Here is a 24402-nt window from a genome sequence, read left to right as displayed (position 1 = left end):
CTCCTAGTTGACACGTCAATCATATCGAGCGGATGATTGACGTGTCAATCAAAGGAGCCACGATGATCGAGCTGGGACTGAACTCGTTCGGCGAGGTCGCCACGGACGACGGCCGCGCGCTGAGCGACGCGGAGACCGTCCGGTTGCTGGTCGAGGAGGCACGGCTGGCCGAATCGGCGGGGCTGGACGTCTTCAGCGTCGGCGAGCACTACCGCGAGGGCCACAACGACAGCGCCACGCCCGTGCTGCTGGCGGCGATCGCGACGGCGACCGAGCACCTCAAGCTCGGCACCTCGGTGACCGTCCTGAGCACCCAGGACCCGGTGCGCCTCTACCACGAGTTCTCCACCCTGGACGCCGTCTCGGACGGCCGCGCCCAGCTGGTACTGGGCCGGGCCTCGGCGACGGAGTCGTTCCCGCTGTTCGGCTACGACCTCGCCGACTACGAGCGGCTCTTCGAGGAGAAGCTCGACCTGTTCATGCGGCTGCAGCGCGAGGAGAGCGTCACCTGGTCCGGCGGGACACGCGCGCCGCTGACCGGACAGACGCTGCACCCCCGGATGCGTCCGGGCGGGATCCCCACCTGGATCGGCGTCGGCGGCAGCCCGGATTCGGTGGTGCGGGCGGCCCGCTACGGGCTCCCGCTCATGCTGGCGATCATCGGCGGCCGCCCGCAGCGGTTCGCCGGCCACGTCGAGCTGTACCGGCGAGCGCTCGAGCAGTTCGGGCAGTCACCGCAGCCCGTCGGCCAGCACTCCCTCGGCCTGATCGCGGACACCGACGAGGAAGCCGTCGAGACCTGGTGGCGGTACTGGCACCCGGTCGTGACGCGGATCGCCGCCGAACGCGGCTTCTACGAACCGGATCGCCGCCGCTATCTGTCCGAAGTGGACACCGGAGCCCTGTTCGTCGGCTCCCCGGACACGGTCGCCCGCAAGATCGCGACCGTGGCGCGCGACCTGCACCTGAGCCGCTTCGACCTCAAGTACGACATCATGCACCTGCCGCGGGCCGCTCGGGCCCGGACGATCGAGCTGCTCGGCAGCGAGGTCGCGCCACGGGTGCGCGAACTGCTCGCGAAGGAGCCTTCCCGTGTCTGACGTGCAATTCGGCCTCGACACCTTCGGCGACGTCCCCGAGGACGACGCCGGCCGGCCGCTCTCCCACGCCGCCGCCATCCGGCAGGTGGTCGACGAAGCCGTCCTCGCCGACGAGATCGGGGTGGACGTGATCGCCCTCGGCGAGCACCACCGTCCCGAGTACTCCATCTCGACGCCCGAAACCGTGCTGGCCGGCATCGCCACCCGGACGTCGCGGATCCGGCTGTCCTCCGGCGTCACGGTGCTGAGCTCCGACGATCCCGTCCGCGTGTTCCAGCGCTTCGCGACGGTCGACGCCCTCTCCGGCGGCCGCGCCGAGGTCATCCTCGGCCGGGGCTCGTTCACCGAGTCGTTCCCGCTGTTCGGCTACGACCTGAGCGACTACGACGCGCTGTTCGAGGAGAAGCTCGACCTGTTCGTGCGGCTGCTCGACGAGAAACCCGTGAGCTGGCAGGGAAGACTGCGGCCGTCGCTGGAGGAAGCCGACGTCTACCCGAAGACCGAGTCCGGCCGGCTGACGACGTGGGTCGGCGTCGGCGGGTCACCCCAGTCGGTCATCCGGACCGCCCACCACGGCCTCCCGCTCATGCTGGCGATCATCGGCGGGCCGCCGCAGCGCTTCGCGCCCTACCTGGACCTGTACCGCAAGGCGGCCGCGCAGTTCGGCACCACCGCCCACCCGGTCGGCATGCACTCCCCCGGGTTCGTCGCCGACACCGACGAGGAGGCGCGCGAGGTGTTCTGGCCGCGCTACCGCGTGATCCGCGACCGGATCGGCGCGTTGCGCGGCTGGGCGCCGATCCGGCGCGAAGAGTACGACCGCGAGATCGAGCACGGTTCGCTCTACATCGGGTCCCCCGAGACCGTCGGCCGCAAGATCGCCGGCGCGGTCGCGGAGCTGGGCGTCGGCCGGTTCGACCTCATCTACAGTTCGGGATCGCAGCCGGCGAGCGCGCGCCTGCGCGCCGTCGAGCTGTACGGCACCAAGGTGATCCCGCTGGTGCGCGACATCCTTTCGGAGGCGAAATGATCATCGGCATCCTCGGCGCGGGCAAGGTCGGCACGGTCCTGGCCCGGCTCGCCCTCGCCGCCGGGCACGAGGTGCTCGTGGCCGGCTCGGGCGCGGCGGACAAGATCGCACTGACGGTCGACGTCCTCACGCCCGGCGCGATCGCGACGACCGCGCCGGACGCGGCGACGAAGGCGGACGTCGTGCTCCTCGCGCTGCCGCTGGGCAAGTACCGCACCGTCCCGGTGGAAGCGCTGGCCGGGAAGCTCGTCGTCGACGCGATGAACTACTGGTGGGAGGTCGACGGCGTCCGCGACGACCTGCTCGTGTCGACCAGCGAGACCGTTCAGTCCTTTTTGGACGGGTCACGCGTCGTGAAGGCGTTCAACCACATGGGCTACCACGACCTCGAAGACGAGGCCCGCCCCGCGGGGACACCGGGCCGCAAGGCGATCGCGGTCGCCGGCGACGACCCGGCCGACGTGGCGCGCGTGGCCGAGCTGGTCGACGCACTGGGCTTCGACCCGCTCCTCGCCGGTTCCCTGGCCGAGGGCGTCCGACTCGAACCGGGCGCCGAAGCCTTCGGCGCGAACGTCACCGCCGGCGAGCTGCGCGTCATGCTCGACCGGTTCCCCGAGTCGGAGCGAGGCCGGCTCGTCGCCCGGTCAGGAGCCGTTTCCTAGCGGGCGGATGTGCTCGACAGCGGCCCGGGTGACCGCCGCCGTGGCGCGCTTCGCCCGGACGGTCAATGCCGCGATCGCCGCCGCGCCCAGCAGCGATACCGCGATGCCGACGAGGACCGCGGTGTTCCAGCCCGCCGTCAGCGTCGCCGGCGTCGGCGTGCCGTGGACCGCCAGCACGCTGACCACGGTGACGCCGAGCGCCGCGCCGACGTAGCGGCTCGTGTTGTTGATGCCGCTGCCCATGCCGGCCCGGTGCGGAGGCACGCTCGCCACCGCTTCCCGCCCGAGCGACGCGTTCACCACGCCCGTCCCGAAGCCCGCGACCACCAGGCCCGGCAGCAGGGCCGCCGGCGCCGAGGCCGGGGTGACGAACGCGAGCGGGACCAGCCCCGCGGCCACCACGACGAAGCCGGCGCTCAGCCGCGCACCACCGGAGAGCGTGGCCGGGAGCCGGCGCGTCAGCAGTGCCGAAACCACGCTCGTCGCCGACCAGCCCAGCACCACGAGCGCCGCCGTCAGGGGGCTGACCGCGAGGCCGTTCTCGAGCATCGTGCCGAGGAACGCCATCAGCGCGGTCACCCCGGCACCCGCCACGAACGCACCCGCCGTCGCCGACACCAGCGCCGGGCGGCGGAAGAGTGCCAGGTCGAGCATCCCGCCGCCGGCGGAGTTCTGGTGGGCGAAGAACGCGGCGAGCAGCACGACCGCCGCCGCGACGAGGGTCAGTTCGAGGGGGCTCGTCCAGCCCTGCCTGCCTTCGGTCAGCGCGGCCAGCAGCGCCGCGAGTCCGCCGCCCAGCAGCAGCGCGCCGGGCAGGTCGACCGTCCGCGCCCGCGCCGAAACGGACTCCTCCAGCAGGACCCACCCGAGCACGGCCACCCCGAGCGACAGCACCGTGATCACGACGTAGAGCACGCGCCAGTCGTGGTTCAGGGCCGCGCCGGCCAACGGGCCGATCGCGATGCCCGCGCCGAGGCAGGCGCCCCACAGCCCGGTGGCGCGGGCGCGACCGGCGGCGTCCGGGAACGCGGGTCCGAGCACCGCGAGCCCGCACGCGATCAGCGCGGCGGAGCCGAGGCCTTCGACGACCCGGCCGCCGATGAACGTCAGCGGGCCGGGCGCGACCGCGCACAGCACGGACCCCACGGCCGTCACGAGGGCGCCGGCGACGAAGACGCGCCGACGGCCGAAGTCGTCGCCGACCGCGCCGGCCGGCAGGAGCGCGACGGCCAGGCCGAGGCTCATCGAGCTGAGGATCCACGACGTCGCGACCGCGCCGGCCCCGAGGCCGCCGGCCACGGCCGGGACGATCGAGAGCGGCGCGGTGAAGACGAAGAGAGCGAGCAGGGTCGCGCCGCCGGAAGCGACGAGTACGGCTCCGGTGCGGCTGGCCATGCGGACTCCATTGATTCGGTGACCGAACTCTTCCGCCGGAAGGCTAGCACGATTGGTTCGATGAACGAACTCTTTTGTGGCAGACTGGAACTCATGGCACTCCCCCGCGAATACACCAACCAGGCCTGCTCGATGGTCCGCGCCCTGGAGATCGTCGGAGAGCGCTGGACGCTGCTGATCGTCCGCGACGCCGTCTTCGGCGTCCGCCGCTTCAGCGACTTCGTCGAGCACCTCGGCATCCCGCGCGCGGTCCTGACCGAACGGCTGGAGTTCCTGATCGGCGAAGGCGTACTGGAACGCGTCCCGGGCCCCGGCAAGCGCAGCGAGTACGAGCTGACGACGAAGGGCCGCGGGCTCTGGCCGGTCATCCGGGCCCTGTCGGCCTGGGGCGACGAGCACTACGCGCCGGGCGGGCGGCGCCGCGTGTTCGTCCACGCGGGGTGCGAGGGCGAAGTCGCGCAGTCGGGCACCTGCCGGCACTGCGGCGAGGAGGTGACGCTCGCCGAGACAGTGATGACGCCCGGCCCGGGACTGACGCCGCCGTCCCCGGAAGACGGCCAGGTCAGCGCGGTCCTCGCGCGGCCGCGCCCCCTCCTCCAGCCCGTGCACTGAGTTCTCCCGCCGGGTTTCGAGGGCACGACCCTGGTTTCTGTACCTACTGGTATGTACAGTACTCGGCGTGAACACCAGGGACCAGCTCGTCGACAGCACCCGTGAGCTGTTGTGGGAACGCGGCTACGTGGGCACCAGCCCCAAGGCCATCCAGCAGCACGCCGGCGCCGGGCAAGGCAGCATGTACCACCACTTCTCCGGCAAGCGGGAGCTGGCCCTGGAGGCCGTGCGGCGCAGCGCGGACGAGCTGCTGGCCGCCGCCGAGGCCCAGCTGCGCACGCCCGGGACCGCCGTCGAGCGGATCACCGCGTACCTGCGTCGTGAGCGCGAAGTGCTCAAGGGCTGCCCCATCGGCCGGCTCACGCAGGACCCCGACATCGTCGCCGACCTGGAGCTGCGCGCGCCGGTCGACGAAACCTTGACGCGCCTGCGAGCCCGGCTGGCCGAGGTCCTGGACGAGGGCCGGGCCGCGGGTGAGCTGCCGGCCGGGCTGGACACCGCGGCGCTGGCGGCCACCGTCGTCGCCGTCCTGCAGGGCGGCTATGTGCTCGCTCGCGCCGCCGCCGCACCCGAACCGTTCGACCAGGCCGTTTCCGGCGTTCTCTCCCTGCTCACCGCTCTCTGAGGAGTCCTTTCGTGCACGTCCGTCCCGCTCCGCCGACCAGCACCGCCGCACCCGCTTCGGCGATCACCGGCAGCGCCTGGGTCACGTCGCTGGCCGTCCCCGACGGGCCGTCACGGACCCAGGTCGACCGCGTGCAGTTCGCGCCCGGCGCCCGTACGCGCTGGCACCGGCACCCGCTCGGCCAGGTCCTCGTCGTCACCGACGGAACCGGGTACGTGCAACGCCGCGGCGGCCCGGCCCAGCTGGTCCGGCCCGGCGACACGGTCCGCGTCGCCGCCGGCGAATGGCACTGGCACGGCGCGACCGACACGTCGCCGATGACGCACCTGGCCATCGAAGAGATCCCCGCCGACGGCACGCCCACGGAGATCGGCGACCCGGTGGCGGGCGCCGAACCCGCACCCGCCACCCCCGCGCCGGTGACCCGGACCCTGGTGCTGGAGCAACGGCTCCCGGCGCCCCGCCTGGTCGACCTGGTCGAGATCCGCCGCATCACGATCGCCCCCGGCCACGGCTCCGGCCTGCACGTCCACAATGGACCGGTGTTCGGCAGCGTCGAGGCCGGTTCGGCGGTGTACGAGATCGAGGGCGAACCGGCGTCGGTACTGCGGCCGGGCGACGTGTTCTACGAGCCGGAGGCGGCACGCATCGCCCGTTTCGACGCGCAGGACGACGGCGTCACGTTCATCGCCCACTTTCCCGTGGGACCGGGGGAAACCCCGCGCTTGGACCTGCTCGACAGCTAGGGCCGGTCATTCCACCGGGACGTGGTCACCGCCGGCCCGGGCGGCGGCGAGTGCGGGATGCGTGGACGCACGGGTCATGAAGCGCCCCCGCACGACCCGGACGTAGGCACCGTCGAGGGGAAAGACGAGCACGAACTCCGGCCCGTCGTTTCCGCGCAGGACGGCTCCCTTTCTCAGGTTGTCGAGGAACTCGATGATGTCGTGCTCGATCTCGTCGGCGAATTCCCGCTGCTCGTCCCGCGAGATGTCGTACAGGTCGGTGTCGATGGCGTAGGTGGCGCGCCTGCCGCCCACCGGATCCCGCGCCTCGAACTCCAACCCGAGCCACCGCCGCGGCTCGACGACCACGGTCGCCTGCCACGTCCTTCCGCCGAGCCGCCACGTCGACCCGGCGCCGGCCTCCTCGGCGACGACCGTCCACGTGGTGCTCGCCTCGAGTTCTCGGAGGAAGTCGAGGAGCCGCCGGCCCACTCCGGATGTCATGTACCCACCACTTCTCGCGGCAGCGCCGACGGAATCAGGCGAAGTCTAGGCGGGGGCCGCGAAGTAGTCGCCGTTCGCCAGGTCTTCCAGCAAGCCCGGGTGACCGGGCGTCCAGCCGAGCAGCTGCCGCGTCCCGGCACTCGAGACCGGCCCGTCGAAGCCGTGGACCCGGGCCATGAACGGGCTCGCGAAATGCGACGCGGCCTCCTCCGGCGTCAGGGAAACGGCGGGCAGGCCGAGCTTCCGGGCGACCGTCTCCGCGATGTCCTTGAACGTCACATTCTCGGCCACGCCGTGCAGCACGCTCCCGGCCGGAGCTTGCTCCAAGGCCAGCCGGAACAGGACTGCCGCGTCCCGGCGGTGGACCGCGGGCCAGCGGTTGCCGCCGTCACCGACGTACGCCGAGACGCCGGTCTTGCGCGCCGTGGCGATGAGCATCGGGATGAAGCCGTGGTCCCGCGGGCCGTGGACGGTCGGCGCCAGCCGGACCACCGTGCCGCCGGCGTCCAGGCACGCCCGCTCGCCCGGGATGCGGAAGCCGGCGATGCCGTGCGCGTCGGGCTCATCCCGTTCGGTGCTCTCCCGGCCGCCGGGCAGGACCAGCGTCCCCGACGTGCTGACGAACGGCTTGCCCGCCGCCCGGCCGAGCGCCTCGATCGCCGCCGTGTCGCGCCGCGTCAGGTCGTCCGGATCGGCGAAGTCGCCGCCGAACGCCATGTGCAGGACGCCGTCGGCCGCCTCGGCCCCGCGGCGCAGAACATCGAAGTCCTCCAGCGAACCGCGGAGTACGGCGGCTCCCCACGATTCCAGCCGCGCGGCCGCGGCCTCCGAGCGTGCGAGGCCGGTGACGGCGTGGCCGGCCGCGAGAAGCTCGGCGACGACGGTGGGACCGGTCTGGCCGGAACCCCCGGTGACGAAGACATGCATGCGAAGACTCCCGTCGAGACGACTTAGTGCCAGTCGCTGACACTACGCGTAGCGCCAGTTACTGGCGCAACGTGACGCCAGTCACTGGCGGAATGCGGTAGCCTCGGCTCGTGCCACGAAGCGGAGCAGAAGCGCGCCGCCGCCTCCAGCAGGCGGCCCTCGAGCTGTACGGGGAACGCGGGTTCGACCGGACCACCACCGCGGAGATCGCCGCGCGCGCCGGCCTCAACGAGCGCACCTACTTCCGGCACTTCGCGGACAAGCGCGAAGTGCTCTTCGACGGCGAAGCCGACCTGCGCGACACGATGACCGAGGCGGTGGCCGAAGCCCCCGACGGCCTGACGCCGTACGAGATCCTGCTGCGCGCGTTCCGGAAGGCCGCGCGGATCCTCGAAGCCAACCGCCCGTTCTCCGAGCCGCGGCTGGCGATCATCGCCGCGACCCCGGCGCTGCGCGAACGCGAACTGGCCAAGCACGCCTCGCTCACCGACGCGCTGGCGGAAGCGCTGCGGGAGCGGGGCATCCGAAGCGGGCCGGCGGGCCTGGCCGCGCAGACCGGCTGGGCGACCTTCCACCACGCGGCCCAGGCCTGGATCGACGACCCGGCGCAGAGCCTGGACATCCATCTCTCGCAAGCTTTCGACGAACTGCGGGCCCTGTCGACGGGAGGCGAGCGATGACCGGGCAAAGAGGCGTACTGGTCACGGGCGGCTCCCGCGGCATCGGCCGGGCCACTGCCGTCGCCTTCGCGGCGCGCGGCTACCGCGTGGCGGTCCACTACGCGACCCGGCGCGACGACGCCGAGACGACGCTGCGCGAGCTGGCGGGCTCCGGACACACCTGCGTCGCCGGCGACCTAGGCGACCCGGCCGCGGCACGCCAGGTCGTCGACGAAGCGATCGCGACGCTCGGCCGCGTCGACGTCCTGGTCAACAACGCCGCCCAGGCCCCGACGGAACAGACCCGCCACGCCGTGGCCGAGGTCGGCTACGACCAGTGGGTGGCGGTGTGGCGGCGCACGGTCGACGTCAACCTCCTCGGCGCCGCCAACGTCACGTGGGCGGTGGCCCGCCACCTGATCGAGGACGGCCGCCCGGGCAGCGTCGTCAACGTCGGCTCGCGCGGCGCGTTCCGCGGCGAACCCGAGCACCCGGCCTACGGCGCGAGCAAGGCCGCGCTGCACGCCTTCGGCCAGTCGATGGCGATCGCCCTGGCCCCGCACCGGATTTCCGTGACGTCGGTGGCGCCCGGGTTCGTCGCCACCGAACGCCAGGAAGCCAAGCTCGCCGGCCCGGGCGGCGAAGCGCTGCGGGACCAGAGCCCGTTCGGCCGGGTGGGCACCGCCGAGGACGTCGCCGCGGCGATCGTCCACCTGGCCTCACCGGAAGCGGCGTGGAGCTCCGGCGCGATCCTCGACGTCAACGGCGCCTCGCACCTGCGCTGAGCGGCGCGACCCGGTACCCGCCGAGGTACAGCTCCGGGTGGAGGTAGCCGCGCATCCGGCCGGTGCCGGTGACGGTGGTGCCCTGCCGGGAATGCGCGCGGGGGTCACGCTCCGGCCGGCGGGACCAGCACCTCGACCACTCCCCCGGCTTCGCGCACCACCAGGTGCGGCAGCGGCGGCGGCGTCACCGGCAGCTGGTGCGTCAGGACCACGCCGTCGACCGCGAACGCCGTCCGGTGGCACGGGCAGTTCAGCCGCCGCGCCGGGGCGTCCAGGTTCAGCCGGCAGCCCAGGTGCGTGCAGGTCGCCGAGACCGCGCTGACCTGCCCGCCCGAACGCCGGACGAACCCCGCCACGGCGCCGAAGTCGAACGGCAGCACCCCACCTTCGGGCAGGTCCTGGGCCGCCACGACGGCCCGCCACCGGCCGTTCTCGGGCCGCAGCGTCTCCTCCGGCGTGGGTGGTGGCGCGGCCGCCGTCTCACCTCCCGACGTCACCAGGTACTCGACGCCGGCGCCCGCCGCGGCCGCCACCGCCGCGGCCGAGGACACCTGGATGAACCGGCGGCGGGTGCCGCCGCGCCCGGGCGCCGGTTCCCCGAGCTCCTGGGCGAGCCGCCGGTGCAGCCCGGTGACGAACTCCTCGCTCGCCGCTCCGGCTCCCGGCCGGGCGGCACGCAGCAGCACCGCGGTCCGCAGCTCGGCTTCGTCACCGGGGCCGGCCTCGAACGGGCGCGGCCGGCGCCGGCGCAGGAGGTCCTTGACGTACCGGCGGACGCCTCGAGTGGTCACGTCTCCGTCCCTTCCGCGAGCTGGGCCGCCTGTCGCAACGCGCGGTGCTGCAGCACCTTCGCGTTGCCGACGGTGATGCCGAGCTCCGCCGCCGCTTCCTTGAGCGAGCACGCCTGCAGGAACCGCAGCCGCAGGATGCGGCCGTACCGTTCGGGCAGCTGACGGAGGATCGCCTCGGCGTGGGCCGGGGTCCGCGGGTCGATCGCGCCGGTTTCGAAGGCCGCGATGTCGCGCTCCTCGTCCAGGGCGGTGATCTCCCGGCCGAGCGTGCGCCGCCAGTGCCCGGCCAGCACCGTCCGTGCGGTGGCCAGCAGGTACGCCCGGACCTCGCCCACGCTCGCCGAGATGCGCAGCGGCCGCAGCGCCGTCAGGAAGACCTCCGTGGTGAGGTCCTCCGCGTCGGGCCGGTTGCCGACCTTCGAGAACATCAGCCGGTAGACGCGGTCGACGTTGTCGCGGTAGACCGCCTCCCAGTCCGGGTAGACGTCCGCGCCGACCGCGTGCAGCCGCGCGCGGGGCGCTTCGCCCGCGTCGTCCCCTTCGGCGCGTCTGCGCCGGAACCGCTGTGCCACCGGCACCGCCCGCCTTCTCCCCCGCCGATTCTTCTCGCCACCTGAGGGATACGCGACGGGGTTACGCCGTAACCGGCGGGCGTATCGGCAAGCGGAGCATCCAGTGACCCGGGGAGAGAAATGACCACATCGATGTCGCGCCGGCACCTGTTCATCACCGGCGGGACGGCCGCCGCCGTGCTCGCCACCACCGGCGTGCGGTCGCCGGCCACCGCGGCCCCGGTCCGGCGCGGCGGCGCGGACGTCGTCGTCGCCTGGAGCCGCGAGCTGCTGGCCACCGTGCGCACGGCCGGCCTCCAGCCCGCGACCGTGCACCCGACCCGCGCCTTCGCCCTGCTGCACGCGGCGATCCACGACGCGGTCGTCGCGACGGCCGGGACCGGGCGGCCCTACCTGTTCACCGTCGACGTCCCGGGTGCGGCGGCCCCGGAAGCCGCCGCCGCTCAGGCCGCGCACGACGTCCTGGCCGCGCTGTACCCCAGCCGGGCCGGCGAGTTCGGGAGCCTGCTGGCGGGACAGCTCGCCGCGGTGGATCCGGCGCGGCGCGAGGACGGGGTGCGGGCCGGGCGCCTGGTCGCCCGGCTGCTGCTGGGCCTGCGCGCCGACGACGGTTCGGCCGCGGTCCCGCCGGTGCTGCCGCCGGGGACGGCACCCGGGCAGTACCGGCCGTCCCCGCCCGCGTTCGCGCCCGCCGCGTTCACCCACTGGGCCGCGGTGACGCCGTTCGTGCTCGACCGGGCGAACCGGTTCCGGCCGGCGCCCTACCCCGCGCTGGGCGGCGCCCGCTACGCGAAGGCGTTGCGCGAAGTCGCGGCGGCCGGGCGCGACACCAGCACCACCCGCACCGCCGACGAGACTCAGCGGGCGCGGTTCTGGGCCGCGCCGATCTGGAACTACTGGAACGAGATCGCCCAGTCGGTCGTCGGCGGTTCCCGGAGCGGCCTGCTGGTCGCGGCGCGGGTGTTCGCGCGGCTGAACCTGGCGTTCGCGGACGCGGTGATCGCGTTCTACGAGGCGAAGTACCACTACCGGATCTGGCGGCCGATCACCGCGATCCGCCTGGCCGGCGAGGACGGGAACCCGGCGACGGACGGCGTCCCGGACTGGTCGAGCCTGGCGACCACCCCGGCGGACCCGGCGTACCCGGGCGCGCACAGCGTCGTCTCGCAGGCGGGTGCCCTGGTGCTGCGGCAGGAGTACGGGCCCCGGTGGGCCCTGGACGTGACGTCCGAAGCGCTGCCGGGCGTGGTCCGGCGGTTCGCGACGTTCCAGGACGTCGCCGACGAGGCGGGCCTGAGCCGCATCGTCGCGGGCGTCCACACCCGGCTCGACCACGAAGCCGGGCGGCAGCTGGGCACCGACGTCGCCGAGTTCGTCCTCCGGTCGTGACGCTGCGCTGACGGGGCCTGGCCGGCGCGGTCGCCGGTCAGGCTTTCGGCCGTTTGAGGACTTCGGTGGGCAGCCCGAGGTTCTCGACGATCCGCTCGACGGCGTCCCCGAGCCGCAGGAAGTCGTCGCCGAGCGGGTCGACCACCAGGCGCCGCACGTTCGCCACGTGCGCGGGCGACGCGTCCGCGAGGTGCGCGCGGCCGGCGTCGGTCAGGGTCGCGGTCGTGAACCGGCGGCCCTGGCCGGTGCACACCTTCCGCGTCACCCACCCGCGATCCTCCATCCGGGCCACCGCGTGCGAAATCCGCGGCAGCGACCCGTTGGCCATCTCCGCGATCTCGCTCATCCGCAGGCTTTCCCCCGGCACGACCGAAAGCCGCGCCAGGATCATGTAGCCCAGCAGCGTCAGGTCGGCGTCCCGCAGCAGCTGGCTCTCCAGCGCTCCCGGCAGCGTGAGCAGGACCTTCGCCAGGTTGATCCACACACGCCGCTCTTCTTTGCCGAGCCGGTCGAACGGCTCCTCGGTTTCCTGCTCGCCCACGCTTGACTTTAACACGCAACTCGACCTACCTTTGGGTTTAACACGCAACCCAAGGAGGAGCGATGACCACCACCGCCACCCGGACGCCCGCCACGGCCCTTCGCCTGGGGGTCGCCGTCGTGGCGGCCGCCGCCGTCAACACCGCCATCGCGCTGACGGCGTCCTCGCTCGACGACGGCGGGATCGGCATGGGCCTCAACGCCGCCTCCTACCTGCCGGCGACCGTGCTCGGACTGCTCCTCGGCACCGCCGGCTGGATCCTGATCGCCCGCCGGGCCCCGAAGGCGCTGCGCGTCGTCGTCCCCGCGGTCCTCGTCCTGACCTGGGTGCCGGACCTGCTGATCCTGAACGCCGGGGCCACCGCCGCGAACGTCGTCGGGCTGATGCTCATGCACCTGGTGGTCACGACGGCGGTCGTCCTCGCGCTGCGCCCGACCCTGCGGGAGGCGAACGCGGTGCCGGCGGCTCCGGGGCAGGTCGCCCGGTAACGTCTCCGGGATGGACTGGGAACCGACTCGGCGATCACTGCACGGCGTCGCGGAACTGCTGCTGGCCGGCCCGCAGCACCGCGCGACCGAGCGCATCGAGCTCCAGGTGGCCGAGGGTGGTTTCGCGACCGTCGCCGGACCCGCGCTGCGCGTCGAAGGCGCCGAGCTCGTGACGGACTCGGCCCGGGTGCCGCTGGCCGGGCGCACTTACGCCGACGTCGCGGCGGAGGCCGGGCTCGAGGCGGGCGAGCCCGCGGGCGTCTACTCCGGCGGTCCCGGAGTCCGCCCCGAGGAGACGATCACCTTCGCCGCGGACGCGCTGGAGAGCCTCCTCTCGGCCTTCGCCACCGGGGACCGGGCGCTGCGCGAGTTCGCCCCGGGCAGCACGCCGGTGCTGTGGCCGGAGCACTTCGACGTCGCGATCGTCCTCGACGAGGTCAACTACGGCGTCTCCCCCGGCGACGGCTACCTGGGCGAGCCCTACGCCTACGTCGGCCCGTTCGAGGCACGCGAGGGCGAGTTCTGGAACGCGCCGTTCGGGGCCGCCCGCCCGCTGCGCGACCTCGACGGCGAGGTGACGGCGTTCTTCCGCGCCGGCCGCGAACTACTCTGAGCCCGGACCGGCGAGCCGCAGGAAGAGGCGGGCGCCGGTGGTGAGCTCCCGCCAGGTGGTCCCGGTCAGTTGGACGGTCGCGTCAGTGCTCTCCGCGGCCGCGGAGAGCGACTACGCAGGAGTGCCAGCGTTCGCGCGGGTTCACTGACCCTCCGGGGCGAACATAGCGAGCAGGCCCCGGGGTGAGTCGTCGCCGAAGAGGAGTTCGTGCAGCTCGTTGCCGTCGGCGGCCGACTCGGCGCTCCGGGGGAACATCGCCCGCTCGAACTCGGCCAGGGCGGTCTCCACGTCGTCGTGTGCGGCCAGGGCCTTGCCCAGCTCGGCGCCGTCGAGCATGGCGAGGTTCGCGCCTTCGCCGTTCGGGGTGGCTAGGTGGGCGGCGTCGCCCACGAGCGTCACGCCCGGGACGCGGTCCCACCGGTGCTCGACCGGCAGGGTGTGGAGCGGGCGCAGCACCGGCGCGGTGTCGCCGTCGGTGATCAGCGCGGTCAGCTCGGGAGCCCAGCCCTCGAACTCGCGCGCGGTCCGTTCGACGGCGGCGGCCGCGTCGGTGAAGTCGCCGAACCACTCCACCGGCTCGGTCAGCGCGACGTAGGTGTGCAGCGTGCCGCCCTTCTCGCGGTGGGCCTGGATCCCCTTGCCCGGGGCCGGCGCGAGCAGGGCCCCGCCGCCGACGGCTTTCGCGGCGGCCGGGTACCGGGTGTCGCTGTCGTACAGGAAGGTCTCGACGTACGAGCGCCCGATGTACTCGGGCTCGGCGTCGGACAGCAGCGGCCGGACCTTCGACCAGGCGCCGTCCGCGCCGACCAGCAGGGTCGTGGTGACGGTCGCGCCGCCGGCGAAGGTCACCTCGTGCCGGCCGCCGCCCAGCGCGCGAACGCCGGTGACCTTGTGTCCCCAGTGGACGGTGCCATCCGGCAGCGAGTCGAGCAGCAGCTGCCGCAGCTCGCCGCGCGGCACTTCGGGGCGGCCTCCGGTGCCGTCGTCGGGCTCGTCGTAGAGGACCGAGCCGTCGCGGTCGAGGATCCGGGTGGCCTCGTGCCCTTCCAGGATCAGCCCGCGGAACCCGTCGGTCAGGCCGGCCGCTTCGAGGGCGACCTGACCGGTGTTTTCGTGGATGTCGAGCAGGCCGCCCTGCTTGCGGGCGGCCGGGGACGCTTCGGCCTCGTAGACGGTGGCCGCGATGCCGTGGACGTGCAGGACGCGGGCGAGGACGAGCCCGCCGAGACCGGCTCCGATGATCGTGACGTTCATGATGCCTCCTTCTGGAATGTCATTCCATATTGGAACAGCGTTCCAGACATGTCAAGATGAGGTATGACACCACGCACCCGCCGGCGCACCGAAGCACTCAGCCGGGATCGGATCGTCGAGGCGGCGGTCGAGCTGCTCGACGCGGGCGGCGAGGCCGGGCTGACGTTCCGGACGCTGACCGAACGCCTCGAGACCGGGGCGGGAGCGATTTACTGGCACGTGGCGAACAAGGACGAGCTCCTGGCCGCGGCCACCGACGGCGTCGTCGCCGCGGCGCTGGCGGTCGGCTCTCCCGGCTCGCCGCCCGACGAGATCCGCGCGGTCGCGCTCGGGTTGTTCGAGGCGATCGAGCAGCACCCGTGGCTGGCGACGCAGCTCGCGTTGCAGTTCTCCCGCAGCCCGTCGGGCTCGGTGACGCCCCGGATCTTCGAGGCGATCGGCCGGCGGGTCCGGTCGCTGGGCGTGCCCGCGGGACACCGGTTCACCACGACGTCGGCCTTGGTCAGCTACATCCTCGGTGCCGCGGGCCAGAACGCGGCGAACGCGCAGAGCGCGGCGCACGCGAACCGGGCCGAGTTCCTCGACGCGGTGTCGGACGCCTGGGAAGAGCTGGACGCGCGGGAGTACCCGTTCATGCGGGAGATCGCGGCCGAGCAGCGCGGGCACGACGACCGCGAGCAGTTCCTCGCCGGGGTGGACCTCGTGCTCGCCGGCATCACCGCCGTCCACCGAGCCGGGTGAAACAGCCACCGGAAACAGCGCGACCGTAAAATTCATTGCTGAATTTTACGGGCGCCCGATCACGGAAACCGGGTCGTACACTGGCGGCATGGGCGACCAGGAACAACAAGCACTCGATTCCCTCTACGAGATCGAAAATGTGCTGACGATCGACATCACGATGCCCGCGGCCGACTGGGAAGCGGTGCGCACCGAACAGCCGGCCGGCGGCACGTGCAACTTCGACTGGGCCGGCGGCAGCCGTTACACCTGGCGGAAAGCCACGTCGGTCGCGATATCCGGGATGCGGTTCCCCGCCCGCACGTCATTTTCCGACGTGGGGATCAAGAAGAAGTCCTTCTGCGGCTCGATCAACAGTGACAAACCTTGCCTGCACATCGACTTCGGGAAGTTCCTCGACGCCAACAAGGCGCCGGTCCAGAACCTGATCGGTTCGCGGTACCTGACGCTCAACAACTCGGTCCAGGACCTGTCGTTCGTCCGGCAGCTGCTCGGCTACAAACTGTTCGAGCTCGCCGGTCTCCCCCATTCCCGCGGCAACTTCGCCCGGGTGCTCGTGAACGGCACCCCGATCGGCCAGGGCGTCGCCGGCGTCACCGCCCCCGGGGTCTTCGTGAACGTCGAGCCGATCATGCCGCGGTACATCGAGCGCAATTTCAAGCACCGGAAAGGCAATCTGTACGAGCTCGAACACCAGGACGACTTCGTCGGCAAGCGGTTCGATCTCATCGGCGTGGAACCGCTGTCGGAGTTCGAGGACAAGGCCGACCTGCGCCTGGCCATCGACCACATCGCCGCGCACGGGCTGGCGGGCGCGAGCGAGGTGTTCGACCTCGACCAGTTCGTCAAGGTCTACGCGATGGAGTTCTTCCTCAAGCACTGGGACGGCTACTCCCGCAACACCAACAACACCTACGTGTACAACGACGTGGACGCCGTCGCCGCACCCGGCCTGGGCGACGTCCGCTTCAAGCTGATCCCGTGGGGCCTCGACCAGACCCTGCAGCCCGCCCGGCACTTCCGGCTCGACACCGCCGGGCTGCTCGCCAAGCTGGTGCGCGACGACCCGGGCCGCCGGGCCCAGCTGATCGGCCAGATCCGCGCCTACCGCGAAAGCGTGTTCGGCTACCGGACCCAGGAAAAGGTCCTCAAGCCGCTGCTCGAACGGATGGCGGGGCTGCTCACGGGGCTGGGGGTGCCTGACGTGCCCACCCAGGTCACGACGGTGCGCAAGCAGCTCCGGCTCGCCACCTCAGCCGGCTACCTGTGCGGCGGCCTGCCGGGGGCCGACGGCGCCTACGTCCGCGAGGACGTCACCAACGAGTGCATGCACGCCGATCCCGCGGAAGCCGTGCCGGCGGATCCGGGGAGCTTCGAAGTCGTCCACCGGCCTCGGCCGGCCGGGCTCGAAGACGCGGATCTGTGGTGCTTCGACGTTCTCGGCACCGGGAAGTCGCTCGCCGCCAAGGGAACCGGGCGGTTCCTGCACGCGAGCACGACGACGTCGAGCCAGGGCCACGAACTGCTCGGCACGCGCGCGGCGGACAATTCCGAGCACGCCGAAGAATTCTCCGTCACGCCGGTCGCCCCGCCGGACGACCCCTTCACCTTCAGCGGCTATTTCACGCTGGCGAGCGTCCGGACCGGGGCGAGCGTGGCTTTCGGAACCGATCCCACGGCGAGCGGGCGGCCCCGGGTCGTCCAGGACGCCACGGCGTCGCAACTGTATTTCTCCTGATTCACAGGACCGCGTAGCCGCCGCCGTCGTCGACGATGAGGATCTTCCACTCGTCGCCGAGGGAGAACGTCGTGACGCCTTCCGGCTTCGCGGTCCGGTGGAAGGTGATGTCGAGCAGCCGGACGCTGTCGTCTCCGCGGCGCCAGGTGCCGAGCCGGAACGGCGCGTCGCCGTGGCTGGCCGACCGGCCGAGCAGCAGCAGGAGGCCGCCGGTTCGCTCGTCGCCCGAGATGTCGCGGATACCCTGCGGCGCCGCCGATCGGGGGACGCCGACGGACAGCAGCGTCGGCGTCCCCAGCGACCCGGTCGTCCACGGCCCGCCCGGGTCCACCGGGAGGCGGACCACGGCGACGCGGCCGGGGACGGCCGGCCCCCGCAGGCCGAACAGCAACGCGCCCGCGTCCCACGCGACGCCCTCGACGTTCAGCCCGCCCGCGTCCGGCTCCAGCCGTCCGGCGGCGGCGAGGACCGGCACGTGCGCGAGCAGCCACTCGCGGAACCCGTCCATCGACTCGGTGGGCAGGTCCCCGTCGGGGCGGTACCGGACGCGCACCAGTCCGTCGTCGACCCGCCGCCCGGCCTTCGCGACCGCCAGCGAGGAAGCCACGATGAGGAACGTCTCGCCGTCCCGGTCGACCCGGGTGAGACCTTCGGGGTCACCCAGGCCACCCGCGCCGATCAGCCGGCGCCGATGGATCCGTTCCACGGTCTTCACGGGAGCGTCGAACGTCATGTCGAACAACGCGGTGGGGTCTTTGTTGTCGACGAAGGTGAACCGCCGGGTGCCCGTCCGCACCACGCCCGAGGCGTTGAACGGAACTCCGCCGTTCTCTTCCGGGAACGGCGCCGGCTTGACGTTCTTCCGCTTCGCCACCGATCGAGTGTAAACCGCTTTCCGCCACCGTGGCACTCAGTGCCATAAGCGGTCAGCCGCGCAGGACTTCGCCGACCCGGGCGACGACCTCGTGCAGGGGCGTCGCCGTCGTCAGGACCGCGACGACGGTGGCCTCGTCGCCGCCGGGAGCCCGGAACGCGTCGATGACCAGCGCGAACGCCTCGGCGGCGGTGGCCTTGATGTCGCCGGTGCCGCCGGTGCGCAGCCAGTGCCGGAGGACGTGGTTGTTGGCGGCCGCGATCGCCGCCGCGGCCACGGCCGCGCGCAGGCTCGCTGTCTCGTCGCCCTGCTCCTCGTAGCGCGCCCGCAGGTAGCGGGCGAGCACGCGCTGGTAGCGGTCGACGGTCGCGACCTCCTTGTCCCGCAACGAGGGAACCGTGCGGGTCAGGGCGAACCGCTTGAGCGAGACGTCGAGGTCGGTGGCGTAGGAGTCGAGCACCAGGCCGACCGCGGCGCACGCCACCTCGACCGGGTCGCGGCCCGGATCGGCCGCGGCGAAAGCCTCTTCCATCTCCGCCACGATCTCGTCGTGGTTGGCGAACAGGACGTCGTCCTTGGCGTCGAAGTACCGGAAGAACGTGCGGCGCCCGACCCCGGCGGCGGCCGCGATGTCGTCCACGGTGGTGGCCTCGTAACCGTTGGCCGCGAACAGGTCCACGGCCGCGGAGGCGAGGGCGCGGCGCAGCTGCCGCCGGCCCGCGGGGGTCGCCCCGACCCGGGTGGCCGGCGCGCGGCGCGGCGAATCCGTCATGGCCGGACGGTAGCAGCCGCCCTTGCTAGCGGCACTGAGTGCCGTTAGGCTGGCGGTCGCTGCCCCACCCCACCCCGCGGAAAGGCGTCGACGATGTCGCTCGACCAGCAGGTGCCGACGAGCACCACCGTGACCGGCGACCCGGCGGGCGACCGGGTCGACGCCTTCTACGGCCGCCTGTTCGGCTGGCCGGTGAAGTGGCGCGGCGTCCACCCGTTCCTGGCGCTGGAGAACGGGATCTGCGCGGTGACGCTGCCCAAGCTCAGCGCCGGCCCGGTCCTGGCCCGGCTGGCGGCGACGGGCTGCCAGGGTCCGGCCATGCACCTCCCCACCCAGCAGGGGCCGCGGGTCGCCCTGCTCGCGGAGACCGACGGCCTGATCCCTTCGCGTGCGGAGTTGCCCCGCACCGTCGAGGTGCTGGCCTGGGGCACGCTGCTCCCCCTGCCGGTCGGCACCCGCCGGGTGGACGCGGCGACGGAGTGGCTGTCGGCGCCTGACCCGCAGCAGCGCTGGCTGCCGAGCTTGGGCGCCGTCCTCGCGGGCATCCCCGAACGCCGGTAGCCCGGTCCACCCGGTAGCCCGGTCCACGCTGCCCGGAAATCGGTTCGACGGCTTCCCCGTGTGCTGACACAGTGGCTGACCATGGTGACCGCCGAACCGCTGACCGCCGACGACGTCGAGCTCATGCAGGGTCTGGCGCAGCGGATCACCGCCACCCGGCCGGAGCTGGTGAACAGTGACGCGTCGTACGGCGAGCTGGCCTGGAACTGGGGCCGGGGGCACGCCGCCGACGGTGCTGGCTGGCGGCGACGGCTGTGGTTCTCCGACGGCGAGCTGGTGGCGTGGGGCTGGGCCCAGCTCCCGCACCGGGTGCGGCGCACCGACGGGTCCGTCAAAGACGTCACCGGCGCGTACCTCGCCCACCAGGTCCACCCGGCGCACGCCGGACTGGTGGACGACGTGATCACCTGGTTCGACGCCACGGCGGAGAACCTTGAGCGCACCGTGCTGCCGTGTGCCGGCGACGAGTTCGCGCTGAAGCGCTGGGCGGCGCACGGCTACGAGACCGACCCGGCCGCCCTCGGCGACACCGGGTCGTGGACCCAGCTCACCGAGCGGGACCTCGTCGACATCGAAGAACCGGTGCTGCCGCGGGGATTCCGCTTCCGCACCGCGGACGAGGCCGGGCCGGCGGCCGCGGTCGAAGCCCACGCGCACGCGTGGACTCCGACGTCGTACACGGCCGAAGCCTACGAAGGCGTCCGCCGGACCCCGGCGTACCGCGGCGACCTGCACATCCTCGTCGAAGCGCCGGACGGGACGATGGCGGCGTCGGCGATCCTGTGGCTCGACGAGGTGAACGAGACCGTCGAGTTCGAGCCGGTCGGGACGCACCCGGGCTACCGGCGCCTCGGGCTGGGCCGGGCGATGATGCTGCACGGCCTGCACCGGGCGCGGGCGGCGGGCGCGCGGCACGCGACCGTCGCGTGCCTCGGTGCGCCCGGGCACCCCCGGGCCCGCGGGCTCTACTACGGCGTCGGCTTCCGGGAGATCTCCCGGGACGCGCCGTTGCTCAAGACCGCCGGCTGAGGATCACGGCGGCCGCTCGGACCGCGCCGCCGTGGCTCACCGGCCCCGGGCAGCACCCCTCACGTCCACAATGGACACTTCGATTCCCGAACGCGATGTTTGACGGCGCCGCCGGTGGGGTATTCCCCAACCCCGCGAATCCACGCAGCCCCGTCGCCGCCCGTCCGGGCCACGGCCCGTGGTCGCCGAGCCCGGGCTGTGAGGAAACCATGAGCTCCGACGGCACCGCCGGGACCACCCGGCTCGAAGCGGCAGTTCCCGGCGCGCGGGTCTCGCGGCCGCCGTGGACCGCGTTCGCCCTCATCCTGGTCGTCGTCGCGGACCAGGTGACCAAAGCGTGGGCCTGGCGCGAAGTGCCACGGGCGCACATCAACTTCGGCGGCAACCCGCTGGTCGGGCCGGTCGTCGGGGCCTGGTACGCCGGTCCGGTGACGGGGGCGGTGCTCGACCTCGCCGGCAGCGCGCTGCTGACCGCCGCCGTGCTGCTCCTCCTGCGCCGTCGGCACCCGGCGTTCCTGCGGGCGCCGGCGGCGCTGGCGATCGGCGGCTGGATCAGCAACCTGCTCGACCGCCTCGGGCTGCACCACCTCACCGCGCCGGGCAGCGTCCGCGGCGCCATCGACTTCGTCCCGGTCGGCCGGTACACCTTCAACGTCGCCGACTTCTTCATCATCGGTGCCACCCTGGCGTTTTCGCTGGCCCACGGCTACCGGTGGGCCACGGCGAACCTGTCCCACACCTCCGCCGACATCCCCCGCCCCCGGCGGCGGCTGCGCACCCCGGCACGCATCGTGACGGCGAGCGGTGCCGCCGTGCTCGTCGCCGCCGTGACGCTCGGGGCCACCCACTACGGCGGGACGACGCATCCCCCGCGCGTCCACCGGACTTCCGTGAGCCGGTAGGCGAGCCGGCTCAGCGGCGCCAGGGGTTGCCCGCGGTGAGCCGGGCGGTGAAGCCGGTCTCGTCGCGGTGCAGCGTCACCTGGCTGCAGACCTGGTGCGCGATCCACAGCCCGCGGCCGCCGATGTGGCGGGCGGCGGGCAGCAGGCCGGCGAACGGGTCGGCGGGGCCTTCGCCGGTGTCGTGCACGGTCACCACGACGTGGCCGGCGTCGGCCCAGATCCGCATCGTGATCGGCGGACGGCCGTAGCGCACCGCGTTGTCGACGATCTCGCTGACCGCCAGGACGAGGTCGTCGATCTCACCGGCGGGCAGGTCGGTCCCGGCGATGCCGAGCACGGCGTGGCGGGCGGTCGGCGGGTCCGGGTCGGCGAGCTCGACGAGCGGAGCGGAGTGCTGGATCGGGTGCGGCGTCATCGGCCGCGGGTCCGCCAGGAAGGCCGGCGGGTCGATGTAGCCGGCGTTGCGGCGCTGCCCGCCGGGAATGGCGACGAACGGGTGCGTGCGGGCGACGTCGTCGAGCACGTGCCGCGGGGTGGTGCGCGTGTCGTAGGCGCAGACGCTGCGCAGCGGGAACTCGTCGTAGGCGTGGTTGACCGCGGCTTCGTACCGGGCCCACCAGTCCCACGACGTGTCGATGGCGGCGCGTGGGATCTCGCCGAAGATGCGGATGCCCCCGGCCCCGTCGGCGACGAGCCCGGCCATCAGGTCGCGGTAGGACCTGATCGCGGCGGCGGGCCGGGCGTAGAAGTCGTCCGTGGACAGGTACTGCGTCTTCGCCGCCGGGGAGAGCGCCCGGCGGACCAGCTCGGCCCGCTCCGGCTCCAGTGACACGAGCGTGGGCTCGCCCGCGGCCAGCCCGCTTTCGAGGAAGGGCACGGCGACGGCGAGCAGGTCGGCATCGGAGCGGTAGCGGACGGCGGCGTGGTCGTAACCTCGGCGGGCGGTCTTCGGATCGGCGGTCACGACACGCGCTCCGCGCGGGCCGCACCCCGGCAGCGGGCCGGCGAAACCGGCTCACTGTCGCCCTGTGTCGGCATCTGCACGCTCCGAGAATACGCCGCCGTCCCCAGGCCGGGCGCACCACGACGAGACGGCGGTCACAGCGGGCCGAAAGCGGCGAGCCGGCGGTCGCCGGCCTCAGCTCTCGAGGGCGGCCCGCGTGAGCACGCTCGCCGTGTGGACGATGCTGTCCACCGCCTCCCCCGCCGGCAGTCCGTGCAGGTCGGTGAGCCCGAACAGCGCCTCCGCGCTCATGACGACCGCGAGATCGCGCTTCAGCTGAGCCAGCTCCGGCGCGGCCATCCCGCCCAGCTCGGCCGGCGGGGCCAGCGCCGCCTCGATGAGGCCGAAGCGCAACCCCGGCCGGGCGACCGTGTCCGCGGGGCGGGTGATCGTCGCCGCGATCATGGCGCGGACCGCGCCCTCGTGGGTCAGGACGTGGCGCAGCAGGTGTTCCGTCGCCGCGGCGACGCGGGCGACGGGATCCACGCGGTCCGCGAGGGGCGCGAGCGCCTCGGCCGGGTCGAACAGCGTCCCCGCGACGGCTTCCCGCAGCAGGCTCGCCAGGTCCGGGAAGTACCGGTACGCGGTCGCCTCGGACACCTCCGCCGCCTTGGCGACCTCGGGCATCGTCACCGTCCGGCCGGCGCGGACCAGCTCGGTCGCGGCGGCCAGGATCGCGTTGCGCGTCCGCCGCTTCTGGTTGACCCGTCCGCCGTCCATCGTCGCCGCCTTCCGTGACCTGAGCCGGCTCTCATCATAAGAGTCCACTTGCACGAACGCTAGATGAGGGTCTACCTTCCTCGTGATAGTTCACTCTCACAAGGAGCAGCATGACGCGCATCGCGATCGTCGGGCCCGAAGACGGCGAGATCACCATGACCGGCCCGATCCGGTTGCGGATCCTGGAGGACGGCAGCACCACCGGCCACCGGCTGGGCCTGGGCGAGATCGTCGTCGCCCCGCACACGCCCGGCCCGCCGCAGCACCGGCACGCCCAGCACGACGAGGGTTTCTACGTCGTGCGCGGCACGGTCCGCTTCACGGTCGGCGAAGAGAGCCACGACGCTCCCGCCGGAAGCCTCGTCATGGTTCCGCCGGGCGCGCCGCACACCTTCGCGAACCCGGGCGACGAACCCGCGGTCATCCTCAACACCTTCACCCCGGACCTGTACGTCCAGTACTTCCGCGACCTGCGCGCGTTCGCCGAAGAGGCCGGCCGGCCCGCGCAGGGCGACGAAATCACCGAGATCATGGCCCGCTACCACACGGAACCGGCGACGACCTACGCGAGCGAGACGCCGGTGACCACCGACGTCCGGCTCGACGACGACCTGGCCGTCCGGGTCGAAGAGCGTGGTGCCGGCCGGCCGGTCCTGCTGCTGCATGGCGGCGCGGGCCCGGCTTCGGTCGCCGGTCTGGCCGCGCTCCTCGCAGCGCGCGGCGCGCGGGTGCTCACGCCGGTCATCCCCGGCTTCGACGGCACCCCGGCCGCCGGTGGCGTCACCGATGTTCCCGGGCTGGCCCGCACGTTCCGGCGGCTGCTCGGCGAACTCGGCCTGACCGGCGTCCTCGTCGCCGGCAACTCGGTCGGCGGCTGGATCGCGGCGCAGATGGGCGTCGACGAGCAGGCGGCCCGCGACGCCGGGGAGACGTCCCGCGTCGACCGGCTCGTGCTGCTGGACGCCGTCGGCATCACCGTCGACGGGCACCCGATCACCGACCTGTCGGCGATCCCGCCGGACAAGCTCGCCGATTACGTCTTCCACTCCCCCGACCGGTTCCGCACGGACCCGTCCCTGCTGCCGCCCGAGCGCCTCGCCGCCGTGCAGGGCAACGCCGCGGCCCTGACCGGCTACGCGGGCGACCCGTACATGCACGACCCCGCGCTGCGGGCCCGGCTCGAATCGGTGCGGCTGCCGGTGCGGGTCGTCTGGGGTGAGAGCGACGGGATCGCCGACCTCTCCTACGGACGTGCCTTTGCGGCGGCTTTCGCCGGCGAGAACGACGAAGGCGCCGAGTTCACGGTCGTGCGCGAAGCGGGCCACCAGCCGCAGCTCGAACAGCCGGACCACGTCGCCGACCTCGTCCTCGGCGTCTGAGGGGAACCGTC

General features: G+C 73.0%; 28 protein-coding genes. 17 read left to right on the top strand and 11 right to left on the bottom strand.

Annotation, left to right across the window (positions count from 1 at the left end; translation table 11 throughout):
* The first annotated feature begins 62 nt into the window (after nucleotides 1-62).
* From AA23TX_RS15320 to AA23TX_RS15310, 3 genes are read left to right on the top strand one after another with little or no spacing between them, the layout of a single operon-like run.
* On the top strand, nucleotides 63-1100 hold the full coding sequence (locus AA23TX_RS15320; protein ID WP_155543191.1) for an LLM class flavin-dependent oxidoreductase: 1038 nt from the start codon (nucleotides 63-65) through the stop codon (nucleotides 1098-1100).
* Nucleotides 1093-2130: an LLM class flavin-dependent oxidoreductase gene (locus AA23TX_RS15315; protein WP_155543190.1), complete on the top strand. Its 1038-nt coding sequence runs from the start codon at nucleotides 1093-1095 to the stop codon at nucleotides 2128-2130. The genes AA23TX_RS15320 and AA23TX_RS15315 overlap by 8 nt, the downstream gene beginning before the upstream one ends.
* The gene (locus AA23TX_RS15310) at nucleotides 2127-2792 is read left to right on the top strand and encodes an NADPH-dependent F420 reductase (RefSeq protein WP_155543189.1); all 666 of its coding nucleotides are present in this window, start codon (nucleotides 2127-2129) and stop codon (nucleotides 2790-2792) included. The genes AA23TX_RS15315 and AA23TX_RS15310 overlap by 4 nt, the downstream gene beginning before the upstream one ends.
* On the opposite strand, the gene AA23TX_RS15305 is transcribed toward AA23TX_RS15310, so the two are convergent.
* Nucleotides 2775-4187, bottom strand: coding sequence for an MFS transporter (locus tag AA23TX_RS15305; RefSeq protein ID WP_155543188.1), 1413 nt, complete (start codon nucleotides 4185-4187; stop codon nucleotides 2775-2777). The two genes, AA23TX_RS15310 and AA23TX_RS15305, sit on opposite strands and share 18 nt — an antisense overlap.
* 93 nt (nucleotides 4188-4280) lie before the next feature.
* Here AA23TX_RS15305 and AA23TX_RS15300 point away from each other — a divergent pair, with 93 nt between their 5' ends.
* From AA23TX_RS15300 to AA23TX_RS15290, 3 genes are all read left to right on the top strand, one after another.
* On the top strand, nucleotides 4281-4799 hold the full coding sequence (locus tag AA23TX_RS15300; RefSeq protein ID WP_155543187.1) for a winged helix-turn-helix transcriptional regulator: 519 nt from the start codon (nucleotides 4281-4283) through the stop codon (nucleotides 4797-4799).
* A 67-nt stretch (nucleotides 4800-4866) separates the two neighbouring features.
* Complete coding sequence (locus AA23TX_RS15295; RefSeq protein WP_155543186.1) at nucleotides 4867-5424, top strand: TetR/AcrR family transcriptional regulator; 558 nt, start codon at nucleotides 4867-4869, stop codon at nucleotides 5422-5424.
* A gap of 11 nt (nucleotides 5425-5435) precedes the next feature.
* Complete coding sequence (locus AA23TX_RS15290; protein WP_155543185.1) at nucleotides 5436-6170, top strand: cupin domain-containing protein; 735 nt, start codon at nucleotides 5436-5438, stop codon at nucleotides 6168-6170.
* Between the two features lie 6 nt (nucleotides 6171-6176).
* On the opposite strand, the gene AA23TX_RS15285 is transcribed toward AA23TX_RS15290, so the two are convergent.
* Complete coding sequence (locus tag AA23TX_RS15285) at nucleotides 6177-6653, bottom strand: hypothetical protein (protein ID WP_196425326.1); 477 nt, start codon at nucleotides 6651-6653, stop codon at nucleotides 6177-6179.
* A gap of 45 nt (nucleotides 6654-6698) precedes the next feature.
* Entirely contained in the window at nucleotides 6699-7580 is an 882-nt protein-coding gene (locus AA23TX_RS15280; protein ID WP_155543184.1) for an SDR family oxidoreductase, read from the bottom strand.
* Between the two features lie 110 nt (nucleotides 7581-7690).
* On the opposite strand from AA23TX_RS15280, the gene AA23TX_RS15275 reads away from it, so the two are divergent.
* Nucleotides 7691-8260, top strand: coding sequence for a TetR/AcrR family transcriptional regulator (locus AA23TX_RS15275; RefSeq protein WP_155543183.1), 570 nt, complete (start codon nucleotides 7691-7693; stop codon nucleotides 8258-8260).
* Nucleotides 8257-9024, top strand: coding sequence for an SDR family NAD(P)-dependent oxidoreductase (locus AA23TX_RS15270; protein WP_155543182.1), 768 nt, complete (start codon nucleotides 8257-8259; stop codon nucleotides 9022-9024). Before AA23TX_RS15275 ends, AA23TX_RS15270 begins: the two co-directional genes overlap by 4 nt.
* A 104-nt stretch (nucleotides 9025-9128) precedes the next feature.
* Here AA23TX_RS15270 and AA23TX_RS15265 read toward each other — a convergent pair whose 3' ends face one another.
* Nucleotides 9129-9815 carry a QcrA and Rieske domain-containing protein gene (locus AA23TX_RS15265; protein ID WP_155543181.1) on the bottom strand — a complete coding sequence of 229 codons (687 nt, stop codon included), beginning with the start codon at nucleotides 9813-9815 and terminating at the stop codon, nucleotides 9129-9131.
* Complete coding sequence (locus AA23TX_RS15260) at nucleotides 9812-10393, bottom strand: RNA polymerase sigma factor (RefSeq protein ID WP_155543180.1); 582 nt, start codon at nucleotides 10391-10393, stop codon at nucleotides 9812-9814. The genes AA23TX_RS15265 and AA23TX_RS15260 overlap by 4 nt, the downstream gene beginning before the upstream one ends.
* 114 nt (nucleotides 10394-10507) lie before the next feature.
* On the opposite strand from AA23TX_RS15260, the gene AA23TX_RS15255 reads away from it, so the two are divergent.
* Nucleotides 10508-11776 (top strand): phosphatase PAP2 family protein, encoded by a 1269-nt coding sequence (locus tag AA23TX_RS15255; protein ID WP_155543179.1) that lies wholly within the window; start codon nucleotides 10508-10510, stop codon nucleotides 11774-11776.
* 37 nt (nucleotides 11777-11813) lie between these two features.
* On the opposite strand, the gene AA23TX_RS15250 is transcribed toward AA23TX_RS15255, so the two are convergent.
* On the bottom strand, nucleotides 11814-12317 hold the full coding sequence (locus tag AA23TX_RS15250; protein ID WP_155543178.1) for a MarR family winged helix-turn-helix transcriptional regulator: 504 nt from the start codon (nucleotides 12315-12317) through the stop codon (nucleotides 11814-11816).
* A gap of 62 nt (nucleotides 12318-12379) precedes the next feature.
* On the opposite strand from AA23TX_RS15250, the gene AA23TX_RS15245 reads away from it, so the two are divergent.
* A complete protein-coding gene (locus tag AA23TX_RS15245) occupies nucleotides 12380-12805 on the top strand; it encodes a DUF6069 family protein (protein ID WP_155543177.1) in 426 nt (141 codons plus the stop codon).
* Between the two features lie 10 nt (nucleotides 12806-12815).
* Nucleotides 12816-13418, top strand: a complete 603-nt coding sequence (locus AA23TX_RS15240) for a hypothetical protein (protein WP_155543176.1) — start codon at nucleotides 12816-12818, stop codon at nucleotides 13416-13418.
* A 141-nt stretch (nucleotides 13419-13559) separates the two neighbouring features.
* Here AA23TX_RS15240 and AA23TX_RS15235 read toward each other — a convergent pair whose 3' ends face one another.
* Entirely contained in the window at nucleotides 13560-14672 is a 1113-nt protein-coding gene (locus AA23TX_RS15235) for an FAD-dependent oxidoreductase (protein ID WP_155543175.1), read from the bottom strand.
* A 63-nt stretch (nucleotides 14673-14735) separates the two neighbouring features.
* Between AA23TX_RS15235 and AA23TX_RS15230 the strand changes: the two genes are divergently transcribed.
* Both AA23TX_RS15230 and AA23TX_RS15225 read left to right on the top strand, forming a co-directional pair.
* The gene (locus tag AA23TX_RS15230; RefSeq protein WP_155543174.1) at nucleotides 14736-15413 is read left to right on the top strand and encodes a TetR/AcrR family transcriptional regulator; all 678 of its coding nucleotides are present in this window, start codon (nucleotides 14736-14738) and stop codon (nucleotides 15411-15413) included.
* Nucleotides 15414-15501: 88 nt separating this feature from the next.
* Nucleotides 15502-17151, top strand: coding sequence for a CotH kinase family protein (locus AA23TX_RS15225; protein ID WP_155543173.1), 1650 nt, complete (start codon nucleotides 15502-15504; stop codon nucleotides 17149-17151).
* Nucleotide 17152: 1 nt separating this feature from the next.
* Here AA23TX_RS15225 and AA23TX_RS15220 read toward each other — a convergent pair whose 3' ends face one another.
* Both AA23TX_RS15220 and AA23TX_RS15215 read right to left on the bottom strand, forming a co-directional pair.
* Nucleotides 17153-18025 carry a hypothetical protein gene (locus tag AA23TX_RS15220; RefSeq protein ID WP_155543172.1) on the bottom strand — a complete coding sequence of 291 codons (873 nt, stop codon included), beginning with the start codon at nucleotides 18023-18025 and terminating at the stop codon, nucleotides 17153-17155.
* Nucleotides 18026-18077: 52 nt separating this feature from the next.
* A complete protein-coding gene (locus AA23TX_RS15215; RefSeq protein WP_155543171.1) occupies nucleotides 18078-18797 on the bottom strand; it encodes a TetR family transcriptional regulator in 720 nt (239 codons plus the stop codon).
* 93 nt (nucleotides 18798-18890) lie between these two features.
* Between AA23TX_RS15215 and AA23TX_RS15210 the strand changes: the two genes are divergently transcribed.
* The 3 genes from AA23TX_RS15210 (at nucleotide 18891) to AA23TX_RS15200 (ending at nucleotide 21289) form a co-directional block, all read left to right on the top strand.
* The gene (locus AA23TX_RS15210) at nucleotides 18891-19358 is read left to right on the top strand and encodes a glycogen operon protein GlgX (RefSeq protein ID WP_155543170.1); all 468 of its coding nucleotides are present in this window, start codon (nucleotides 18891-18893) and stop codon (nucleotides 19356-19358) included.
* 81 nt (nucleotides 19359-19439) lie between these two features.
* Nucleotides 19440-20387, top strand: coding sequence for a GNAT family N-acetyltransferase (locus AA23TX_RS15205; RefSeq protein WP_155543169.1), 948 nt, complete (start codon nucleotides 19440-19442; stop codon nucleotides 20385-20387).
* Between the two features lie 209 nt (nucleotides 20388-20596).
* A complete protein-coding gene (locus AA23TX_RS15200; protein WP_196425325.1) occupies nucleotides 20597-21289 on the top strand; it encodes a signal peptidase II in 693 nt (230 codons plus the stop codon).
* 10 nt (nucleotides 21290-21299) lie between these two features.
* Here the strand turns inward: AA23TX_RS15200 and AA23TX_RS15195 are convergent, their stop codons facing one another.
* Together AA23TX_RS15195 and AA23TX_RS15190 are read right to left on the bottom strand one after the other, a co-directional pair.
* Nucleotides 21300-22253, bottom strand: a complete 954-nt coding sequence (locus tag AA23TX_RS15195) for a sensor histidine kinase (protein WP_155543167.1) — start codon at nucleotides 22251-22253, stop codon at nucleotides 21300-21302.
* A 174-nt stretch (nucleotides 22254-22427) separates the two neighbouring features.
* Nucleotides 22428-23012: a TetR/AcrR family transcriptional regulator gene (locus AA23TX_RS15190; RefSeq protein ID WP_155543166.1), complete on the bottom strand. Its 585-nt coding sequence runs from the start codon at nucleotides 23010-23012 to the stop codon at nucleotides 22428-22430.
* A gap of 110 nt (nucleotides 23013-23122) precedes the next feature.
* Here AA23TX_RS15190 and AA23TX_RS15185 point away from each other — a divergent pair, with 110 nt between their 5' ends.
* Nucleotides 23123-24391: an alpha/beta fold hydrolase gene (locus tag AA23TX_RS15185; protein ID WP_155543165.1), complete on the top strand. Its 1269-nt coding sequence runs from the start codon at nucleotides 23123-23125 to the stop codon at nucleotides 24389-24391.
* Nucleotides 24392-24402 lie beyond the last annotated feature (11 nt).

Source organism: Amycolatopsis camponoti, assembly GCF_902497555.1.
GTDB lineage: Bacteria > Actinomycetota > Actinomycetes > Mycobacteriales > Pseudonocardiaceae > Amycolatopsis > Amycolatopsis camponoti.
Note: the sequence above shows the minus strand (reverse complement) of the source record. Positions and strands in the feature narration are given on the sequence as shown.